This is a genomic window from Bradyrhizobium iriomotense (assembly GCF_018129405.1).
Taxonomy (GTDB): domain Bacteria; phylum Pseudomonadota; class Alphaproteobacteria; order Rhizobiales; family Xanthobacteraceae; genus Bradyrhizobium; species Bradyrhizobium iriomotense_B.
This window is the reverse complement of the sequence record NZ_JAFCLP010000031.1, coordinates 54,740-63,736: the sequence shown is the minus strand read 5'-3', so window position 1 is coordinate 63,736 and position 8,997 is coordinate 54,740. Positions and strand designations below refer to the sequence as shown.

Sequence of the window (8,997 nt, the reverse complement as noted above, 5' to 3'; positions counted from 1 at the left end):
CAGAAAGTACCTGCTTCCTGCTGGAATAGCCGGGCATGCGCTGCGACACAGTGAATCATTCCCCGGACAGCCCTGCCGCAAGGGGAGAAGGGAAGTGGAGTATGCCGCGAGCGCAGGAATCACCGCACCACCCTCGCCGCCTCCAGCAACCGCTCGCTGGCGCTTGCCGTCGCGAGCACCGTGCCGTCCTCCGCCATCAGCCTGGCTTCGACGAACGCAATCGTCCTGCCGAGTTGCGTCACCTTGGCCTCGCCGATGATCGGGCCGGGCTTTGCGGGCGCCAGGAAATTCACGGTCATGCTGATGGTGGTGGTGTAGAGCCGGCCCTCGCTCATCACCAGTACGGCGGGGCCCATGGTGTCGTCGAGCATGGCCGAGAGCATGCCGCCCTGGATGAAGCCGGCTGGATTGCAAAACTCCGGCTTGCCCTCGAAGCCAAGCTTGATCCAGCCCTCTTCGGGACGGGCATCGAGCAGGCGCCAACCGAGCAGCTCGGCGCAGGGGGGCCTTGGAAAATCGTCGAGCGCGGTCTTGACCATTGGCAGCCTCCGTGTCGCGTCCTGATAGCGTAGCGCTGCTGCCAGCGTGCTGTCAGGAGGATGGGCCCGACGAAAGATCCATCGCGTGCGCGATCACCTTGCGCATGACATTGGGCAGCGCTTCGTCGGCAAGCGTCGCTATCGGCGCCCAGCGCATGCCGGGGGGCGCGCGGGTGCGGGCTTCGGCCTTCGCCGTATAGACCACCAGTTCCAGCGGAAAATGCGTGAAGACGTGGGTGACGACACCCACCTTGCGCTGCCAGCGCGACAGTCCCTTCAGCTCCGGCGCCTGCTGCTTCGCCGTCGCATCCTCTTGTCCGGCCAGCCAGTCCGAGCCCGGCACTTCCGTCATGCCGCCGAGCAGGCCCTTTTCGGGCCGCGAGCGAACCAGCAGCTCGTCGCCGCGCGTGATCACGAAAGCGGCGCCGCGCCTGAGCGTTCCGCTCTTCTTCGGCGCCTTGCGTGGGAACGTCTCCTGGCTGCCTTGTGCGCGCGCCGTGCAGTCCTCGTTCAGCGGGCATAGCGAGCAGGCCGGCTTCTTCGGCGTGCAGATCGAAGCGCCGAGATCCATCAAGGCCTGTGCGCTGTCGCCGGCGCGGGTGTCGGCAAGCAGCGTCGCCGCCAGTTGCTGGATCAGCGGCTTTGCCTGCGGGAGTTCGTCTTCAACTGCAAAGAGCCGCGACACCACGCGTTCGATATTGCCGTCGACCGGCATGGTGCGGCGATCGAAGGCGATCGCCGCGATCGCCGCCGCCGTGTAGGGCCCGATCCCGGGCAGCGCGCGCAGCCCTTCCTCCGTATCGGGAAACACCCCGCCGCGCTCGCGCGTCACCGCCACCGCGCAGGCGTAGAGATTGCGTGCGCGCGAATAGTAGCCGAGCCCCGCCCACATCCGCAGCACGTCATCCTGCGAGGCGCGTCCCAGCGCCGTGACGTCAGGCCAACGCACGACGAATTTCTCGAAATAGGGCCCGACCGCCTTCACGGTGGTCTGCTGCAGCATGATCTCCGACAGCCAGACCCGGTACGGGTCCGAGGTCTCGCCAGGCGCGGCGCGCCATGGCAGGCGGCGGCGATGGCGATCATACCAGGCGAGCAGCAATGTGGGGCGCGGGGAGTCGCTTTTGGTTGACTGCTTATTTCGTCTGGAGACCGCGCCTGATAGACTCATGCGTCCATATAGCGTCATTCCGGGATGGTGCGTAAGCACCAGACCCGGAATCTCGAGATTCCGGGTTCGATGCTGTGCATCACCCCGGAATGACCAGAAGAGAGAGATGTCGAAATCGTCGACTACCACTAGGAATGGGCTCCTCCGCAATCCCCATCCCGGCGAGATCCTGCTGGAGGAGTTTTTGAAGCCGATGGAGCTCAGCCAGAACGCGCTGGCCCGGGCCGTGCGTGTGCCGCCGCGACGCATCAACGAGATCGTCCTCGGCAAGCGCGACATCACGGCCGATACCGACCTGCGGCTCGCCCGCTATTTCGGGCTGTCCGAGGGCTTCTTCCTCGGGCTCCAGATGGACTACGATCTGATGCAGCGACGGCGCGAGATTGATCGAGATCTGAAGGCCATCCGGCCTCGCGCGGCGGCGTAACGGACACAGCCCATGTCGAAATCCGGTCCCATCTTCAAGCCCGGTCCCATCAGCGCAAAACCGCTCGGGATCCTGCTCAACGACGTCTTTGCCGAGGCCTATGCCAAGCAGGGCTTTGCGGCGCGCGAGCTGGTGACGCGGTGGGCGCAGATTGCCGGCCCTGAGATCGCCGCCCATGCCGAGCCGCTCAAGATGCAATGGCCGCGGCCGGTCGAGGGGCAGCCGCAGGAGCCGGCGACCCTGGTGCTGCGGGTCGAGGGGCCGATGGCGCTGGAGATCCAGCACTCGGCCGATGTGATCCTGGAACGGGTCAATCGCTTCTTCGGCTGGAGCGCGGTCGGCAAGCTGGCCTTCCGCCAAGCCCCCCTGTCGCGGCCACGGGCGCCGAAACGGCCCGGCCCGCCGGACCCCAAGGTGGTCGCCAAGGTGGCCGAGAGCCTGACCGACATCGAAGATGAACAATTGAAGACGGCGCTGGCGCGGCTCGGGGCCGCCATCAAGCGAAATTGAGCCTCATTTCGCGGCCAATCTGGACCCGTCCTTGCGGCGCGCCATTGCCTCAAGCGACGTTTCAAGCTAGCGACAGGCCGCCCGGGCGGGAACCTTGACCCCATCCCTTGGGCGACACCTTGCCAATTCGGGAGCCGACCTTGATCATCACCCGCCGCGCCTTCACCACGATGCTGTCGCTGACCGGGCTTGCCGCAGTCGCCGGGCTCTCGCCGCTGCGGTTCATCTCGGAGGCCATGATCCCTGAAGCAATGGCGCAGTCGGCCGCCGATGTCGCCAAGCCGGTGTCGCTGCCCGACATGGCGCTCGGCCCGAACGATGCCGCAGTCACCATCACCGAATACGCCTCGATGACCTGCCCGCACTGCGCCGCCTTCAACGAGCAGGTGTTCCCGAAGATCAAGAAGGAATACATCGACACCGGCAAGGTGCGTTACATCTTCCGCGAGTTCCCGCTCGACATCAAAGCGGCCGCCGGCTCGATGCTGTCGCGCTGCATCGCCAATGGCGACGCGCCGAAATACTTCGCCGTCACCGACATGCTGTTCCGCCAGCAGAGCGACTGGGTGTTGAAGAACACCACCGAGACCCTGACGCGGATCGGCAAGCAGGCCGGCCTCACCCAGCAGCAGGTCGAAGCCTGCCTGAAGGACCAGGCGCTGCTCGACAAGATCGCCGCCGACCAGAAATACGCCAGCGACGTGTTGAAGGTGGATTCGACGCCGACCTTCTTCATCAACGGCGAGAAGATCAAGGGCGAGGCCTCCTTCGAGGAGTTCGCCAAGAAGATCAACCCGCTGCTGAAGAGCTGATTCGCTCGTCAAGATCCTGATTCGCATCTCGAAAGCCGTATCTTTCCCGGCATAAATCCCTTGGGAAAAGCGGTTTTCGCCGGTTGCCCTCGCGGCGCACCGCGGCCATTGTCCAGCCGCATGAGGCGCCTCGCGCGACTCGCCCCGGATAGCGACACTGCCTTCCATGGTATTGTCCCGGCAGGGGGATTCGCGCCTGCCAACAGAGATGCGTGCTTATGAAAATCACCCGCCTGCGACTTCACGGCTTCAAGTCCTTCGTTGAGCCCACGGACTTCGTCATCGAGCCCGGCCTGACCGGCGTGGTCGGACCCAACGGCTGCGGCAAGTCGAATCTCGTCGAAGCGCTGCGCTGGGCGATGGGCGAAACCTCGTACAAGAGCTTGCGCGCCGCCGACATGGACGCGGTGATCTTCGCCGGCTCCGGCAACCGTCCCGCGCGCAACCACGCCGAAGTGACGATGACGATCGACAATGCCGATCGCACCGCGCCGGCAGCGATGAACGACAGCCAGTTGCTCGAAATCTCCCGTCGCATCGAGCGCGAAGCGGGCTCGGTCTACCGCATCAACGGTCGCGACGTCCGCGCCCGTGACGTGCAGATCCTGTTCGCCGACGCCGCCACCGGCGCGCGCTCGCCGGCCCTCGTCCACCAGGGCAAGATCGGCGAGATCATCCAGGCCAAGCCGGAGCAGCGCCGCCGCGTGCTGGAAGATGCCGCCGGCGTCGCCGGGCTGCACGCCCGCCGCCACGAGGCCGAGCTGCGGCTGAAGGCGGCCGAAACCAACCTCACCCGCGTCGAGGACGTGATCGGCCAGCTCTCCGGCCAGATGGAAGGCCTGAAGAAGCAGGCCCGTCAGGCTGTGCGCTACCGCGAGGTCGCGGCCAAGGTCCGCAAGGCCGAAGCCACGCTGTTCCACCTGCGCTGGATCGGCGCCCATGCCGACGTCAACGAATCCGGCCAGACCCATGACCTCGCCGTGCGCGAGATGGCCGAGCGCACCCAGCATCAGGCCGAAGCCGCCCGCATCCAGGCGATCCGCGCCGCCGAAATGCCGGCGCTGCGCGATGCCGAAGCACGCGCCGCCGCCGGCCTGCAGCGCCTGACCAATGCCCGCGAGCTGCTCGACCGCGAGGAAGAGCGCGCCAAGGAGCGCGTCGCCGAGCTCGAGCGCCGCCTCGCCCAGTTCGAAGGCGACATTTCCCGTGCTCAGCAACAAACGATGGACGCCGACGTCGCGCTGCAGCGGCTCGACACCGAAGACGCCGAGCTGAAGGAAGAGATCAAGTCACGCGTCGAGAAGCGCTCCGGCGTCGACGAGCGCGTTGCCGAAGCCGAGGCGGTGCTGACCGAGACCGAGCAGCAATTCGCCGAGCTCACCACCGCGCTCGCCGACCTCACCGCCAAGCGCAACCAGCTCGAAGCCAATGTCCGCACCCACCGCGACAAGCTCGCCCGGCTCGACCAGGAGATCGCGAACGTCACCGCCGAAGAGCAGAAGCTTGCGGAAGAGACCGGCGGCTTCGGCGATCTCGAAGAGCTGACCGCTCTGGTCGAGACTGCGGAGCAGACGCTGGCGGCTTCGGAAGCCGCGGCGCAGGCCAGTGAGGCCGCGCATGTCGCGGCACGCCAGACGCTGGAATCCTCGCGCTCGCCGCTGGTCGAAGCCGACAAGCGCGTGCAGCGCCTGGAGACCGAGGCGCGCACCATCTCCAAGATCGTCAACGGCGAGACCAAGAATCTGTGGCCGCCGATCATCGACGGCATCACCGTCGACAAGGGTTTTGAAAAGGCGATCGGCGCCGCGCTCGGCGACGACCTCGACGCGCCGATCGACCCGTCGGCGCCGATGCGCTGGACCAATGTCGGACACACCGAGGGCGATCCGGAGCTGCCCGAAGGCGCCGTGCCGCTCGCCAACCATGTGCAGGCGCCGGCCGAGCTGGCCCGCCGTCTGGCGCAGATCGGCGTGGTGCCGCGCGAGCGCGGCGCCGAGCTGGTCTCGCAGCTCAAGACCGGCCAGCGGCTGGTCTCGCCCGAGGGCGACGTCTGGCGCTGGGACGGCTTCGTCGCAGCGGCACATGCCCCGACCGGCGCCGCACGCCGCCTTGCCGAGCGCGCCCGCCTCGTCGACATCGAGAACGAGCTGGAGCAGGCCCGCATCGACGCGCAGATCAAGCGCCAGGCGCTGGAGAATGCCGAGTCCGAATTGCAGATGGCGGCCAGCACCGAAGGTGCCAGCCGCGAAGCCTGGCGCGCCGCGCAGCGCGAGCTCAACGCCGCGCGCGAGCGCCATGCCGCTGCCGAGCGCGAGATCAGCCGCCACGCCGCCCGCAAGGCGACGCTGTCGGAAGCGCACAGCCGCCTCGCCGCCGACCGCGCCGAGGCCGAGGCCGCGCATGAATACGCCGCCGCCGGCATCTCCGAGCTGCCGTCGAGCGAGGACACCGAGACTCGTCTGGCCGCCGTCCGCAGCGACATCGAAGCCCATCGCCGCATGGCCGCCCAGGTCCGCGCCGAAGCGCAGGCGCTGGCGCGCGAGGCCGAGCTCGCCGACCGCCGCGTGCAGGCGATCCTCGCCGAGCGCACCGAGTGGCAGAACCGCAAGGAGAGCGCGGCCTCCCACATCGACACCATCCAGGCCCGTATCGCCGAACTCACGATCGAGCGCAGCGAGCTCGAAAACGCGCCGCAAGTGTTCGCCGAGAAGCGCAGCGCGCTGATCACCGAGATCGAGTACGCCGAGAACGACCGCCGCATGGCCGCCGATGCGCTCGCCACCGCGGAAAGCGCGATGGCGGAAACCGACCGCGTCGCCAAGCTGACGCTCGAAGCCCTGTCCAGCTCGCGCGAAGCCACCGCCCGCGCCGAGGAACGCATGGAAGGCGCACGCCGCCGGCTCGAGGACATCGAGCGCGAGATCCGCGATATGCTCGAAGTCGAGCCGCAGGCCGTCGCCGGCCTTGCCGAGATCGAGCCCGGCGCCGAGCTGCCGCCGCTGCACGACATCGAGGAAGACCTCGAAAAGATGCGCCGCGACCGCGAGCGCCTCGGCGCAGTCAACCTGCGCGCCGAAGAAGAGCTGCGCGAGGTCGAGACCCAGCACACGGGTCTGGTCACCGAGCGCGACGACCTGGTCGAGGCCATCAAGCGGCTGCGCCAGGGCATCCAGAGCCTCAACAAGGAGGCGCGCGAGCGGCTCCTGACCTCGTTCGAGGTCGTCAACAACCACTTCAAGCGCCTGTTCGTCGAGCTGTTCGGCGGCGGCGAGGCGGCGCTGCACCTGATCGAGAGCGACGACCCGCTCGAAGCCGGTCTCGAGATCATCGCAAAACCGCCGGGCAAGAAGCCGCAGACGCTGTCGCTGCTCTCGGGCGGTGAGCAGGCGCTGACCGCGATGGCACTGATCTTCGCGGTGTTCTTGACCAACCCCTCGCCGATCTGCGTGCTGGACGAAGTCGACGCACCGCTCGACGACCACAACGTCGAACGGTACTGCAACCTGCTGCACGAGATGACCGGCTCGACCGACACGCGCTTCATCATCATCACCCACAACCCGATCACGATGGCGCGGATGAACCGTCTGTTCGGCGTGACCATGGCCGAGCGCGGCGTGTCGCAGCTGGTGTCGGTGAGCCTGTCAGAAGCGGTGGACATTCTCGACCAGAACGTGGCGTGAGGCTGCGCGCGTCCCGGAACCATTGACGTCATCATCCGCCTTGTGCGCAAATTGCGCACTGGAGCGGATGATCCAGTATGCCGCGGCTTCTCGGTTGACGGCACTGTCTCGGAGTACTGGATGCCCGCCTTCGCGGGGCATGACTGCGGATGATGATAGCCCCCACCCTCCCCGCCGAACTGAAAGCCGCCCTCGACGGCAAGCTCCAGGGCTTCTCCCGCACCGACGCCGCACAGCGCTCGCAGAAAATCTCGACCACCTATCGCGCCGGCGGCGGCTCCGGCACGATCAAGTCGGAGGCCGATGCCCTCGCCTATGCGCTGGCGCGCATGCCGGCGACTTACGCGGCCGTCGCCGCGAGCCTGAATGCGCTGAGCGAGATCGCACCAAGCCTCGCCCCGGAAACGCTGCTCGACGTCGGTGCCGGCCCGGGCACCGCGAGCTGGGCCGCCGCGGAAGCCTTTCCGTCGCTGCAGGATTTTACGCTGCTCGACGCCAACGCCACGCTCAGCCGGCTCGCGCTCGAACTCGCCCGCGACAGCTCGCGATTGGCCGATTGCCGCTATTTGCCGGGCGATGCCGGCGGCAACCTCACTGAAGTCTCGCAAGCCGACCTCGTCATTGCCAGCTACATCATCGGCGAGCTCAACGAAGGCGATCAGCGCAAGCTTGCGGAGGCCATGTGGGCCAAAGCCCGCCATGCGCTGGTCGTGATCGAGCCCGGCACGCCCGCCGGCTACGCCCGCATCCTCGCGCTGCGCCAGCAACTGATCGCAGCTGGTGCCTACGTCGCTGCCCCCTGCCCGCACGAAAAACCCTGCCCGCTCACAGCAGCCGACTGGTGCCATTTCTCCCAGCGCCTGCCGCGCTCGCAGGCGCATCGCCAGATCAAGGGCGCCGAGGTGCCGTTCGAGGACGAGCGCTTCATCTACGTCGCCCTGACCCGCACGCCGCCGGCGGCGCGCCCCGCGCGCGTGCTGGCGCCGCCGGATGCCGGCAAGGTCGAGATCACGGCCAAGCTCTGCACCGAGGACGGCGTCGAGCTCACGAAGGTGCCCCGCCGCGACAAGGCCGCCTACGCAAGCGCCCGGCGCTGGCGCTGGGGCGATGCCGTCATTGCCGAAAGTTAACCTCGTCCAAGGCTTTTGCCTTGAACTCGGACGGTTCCTCACCCGACCAAGCCTTACCTCTCCTCTGCGCCGGGGCTCTCGCTCCGCGCCAATTTGGTCTACCCTAGCGCCCGCCTTCTTTCCCTTCAGGAGTTCTCCATGTCGACCGGCTGGATCGTTCTCGGCGTTGTCGTCGTCCTCGTGTTCCTGGCCTTCAGTGCCTACAACCGCCTGGTGGCGCTGAGCCAGCGCGTCGGCCAGGCCTTTGCCGATATCGACGTGCAGCTCAAGCAGCGCCACGACCTGGTCCCGAACCTGGTCGAGACCGTGAAGGGCTATGCCTCGCACGAGCGCGGCACCCTCGACGACGTCATCAAGGCGCGCAATTCGGCGATGTCGGCGCAAGGCCCGGCGCAGGTATCCGCCGCCGAGAACCAGCTCTCCGGCGCGCTCGGCCGGCTGATCGCGCTGTCGGAGGCCTATCCCGACCTCAAGGCCAACGCCAATTTCCAGCAGCTCGCATCCGAACTCTCGGACCTCGAGAACAAGATCGCGGCGAGCCGCCGCTTCTTCAACAACGCGGTCCAGGAATACAACACCGGCATCCAGCAGATGCCCGCAGCGCTGTTCGCCGGCATGTTCGGCTTCACCAGGAAGGAGTTCTTCGATCTCGGCGCCAGCCGCACCGAGGTCGAGGCGGCGCCGCAGGTGAAGTTCTGATTTGAGCCGATAGGCCGGCAGGGCAT

General features: G+C 67.2%; 8 protein-coding genes. 6 read left to right on the top strand and 2 right to left on the bottom strand.

Features of this window, described 5'->3' with window-relative positions:
• Nucleotides 1–119: 119 nt before the first annotated feature.
• Together JQ592_RS36150 and mutY are read right to left on the bottom strand one after the other, a co-directional pair.
• Nucleotides 120–539: a PaaI family thioesterase gene (locus tag JQ592_RS36150; RefSeq protein WP_211407470.1), complete on the bottom strand. Its 420-nt coding sequence runs from the start codon at nt 537–539 to the stop codon at nt 120–122.
• Between the two features lie 52 nt (nt 540–591).
• Complete coding sequence (gene mutY, locus JQ592_RS36145) at nt 592–1,710, bottom strand: A/G-specific adenine glycosylase (RefSeq protein WP_211407469.1); 1,119 nt, start codon at nt 1,708–1,710, stop codon at nt 592–594.
• 106 nt (nt 1,711–1,816) lie between these two features.
• On the opposite strand from mutY, the gene JQ592_RS36140 reads away from it, so the two are divergent.
• The 6 genes from JQ592_RS36140 (at nt 1,817) to JQ592_RS36115 (ending at nt 8,971) form a co-directional block, all read left to right on the top strand.
• Nucleotides 1,817–2,137, top strand: coding sequence for a HigA family addiction module antitoxin (locus JQ592_RS36140; protein WP_211407468.1), 321 nt, complete (start codon nt 1,817–1,819; stop codon nt 2,135–2,137).
• Between the two features lie 12 nt (nt 2,138–2,149).
• Nucleotides 2,150–2,647, top strand: coding sequence for a DUF721 domain-containing protein (locus JQ592_RS36135; protein WP_211407467.1), 498 nt, complete (start codon nt 2,150–2,152; stop codon nt 2,645–2,647).
• Nucleotides 2,648–2,787: 140 nt separating this feature from the next.
• On the top strand, nt 2,788–3,459 hold the full coding sequence (locus JQ592_RS36130; RefSeq protein WP_211407466.1) for a DsbA family protein: 672 nt from the start codon (nt 2,788–2,790) through the stop codon (nt 3,457–3,459).
• A gap of 218 nt (nt 3,460–3,677) precedes the next feature.
• On the top strand, nt 3,678–7,142 hold the full coding sequence (smc, locus tag JQ592_RS36125; RefSeq protein ID WP_211407465.1) for a chromosome segregation protein SMC: 3,465 nt from the start codon (nt 3,678–3,680) through the stop codon (nt 7,140–7,142).
• A gap of 149 nt (nt 7,143–7,291) precedes the next feature.
• Entirely contained in the window at nt 7,292–8,272 is a 981-nt protein-coding gene (locus JQ592_RS36120; protein ID WP_211407464.1) for a small ribosomal subunit Rsm22 family protein, read from the top strand.
• A 138-nt stretch (nt 8,273–8,410) separates the two neighbouring features.
• Nucleotides 8,411–8,971, top strand: a complete 561-nt coding sequence (locus tag JQ592_RS36115; protein ID WP_211407463.1) for a LemA family protein — start codon at nt 8,411–8,413, stop codon at nt 8,969–8,971.
• The last annotated feature ends 26 nt before the right edge of the window (nt 8,972–8,997 follow it).

Excerpts from the sequence above, each read along its gene's own strand:
- JQ592_RS36150 (WP_211407470.1), bottom strand. The coding sequence starts at position 539 with ATGGTCAAGACCGCGCTCGACGATTTTCCAAGGCCCCCCTGCGCCGAG.
- mutY (WP_211407469.1), bottom strand. The coding sequence starts at position 1,710 with ATGAGTCTATCAGGCGCGGTCTCCAGACGAAATAAGCAGTCAACCAAA.
- JQ592_RS36140 (WP_211407468.1), top strand. The coding sequence starts at position 1,817 with ATGTCGAAATCGTCGACTACCACTAGGAATGGGCTCCTCCGCAATCCC.
- JQ592_RS36135 (WP_211407467.1), top strand. The coding sequence starts at position 2,150 with ATGTCGAAATCCGGTCCCATCTTCAAGCCCGGTCCCATCAGCGCAAAA.
- smc (WP_211407465.1), top strand. The coding sequence starts at position 3,678 with ATGAAAATCACCCGCCTGCGACTTCACGGCTTCAAGTCCTTCGTTGAG.
- JQ592_RS36120 (WP_211407464.1), top strand. The coding sequence starts at position 7,292 with ATGATGATAGCCCCCACCCTCCCCGCCGAACTGAAAGCCGCCCTCGAC.
- JQ592_RS36115 (WP_211407463.1), top strand. The coding sequence starts at position 8,411 with ATGTCGACCGGCTGGATCGTTCTCGGCGTTGTCGTCGTCCTCGTGTTC.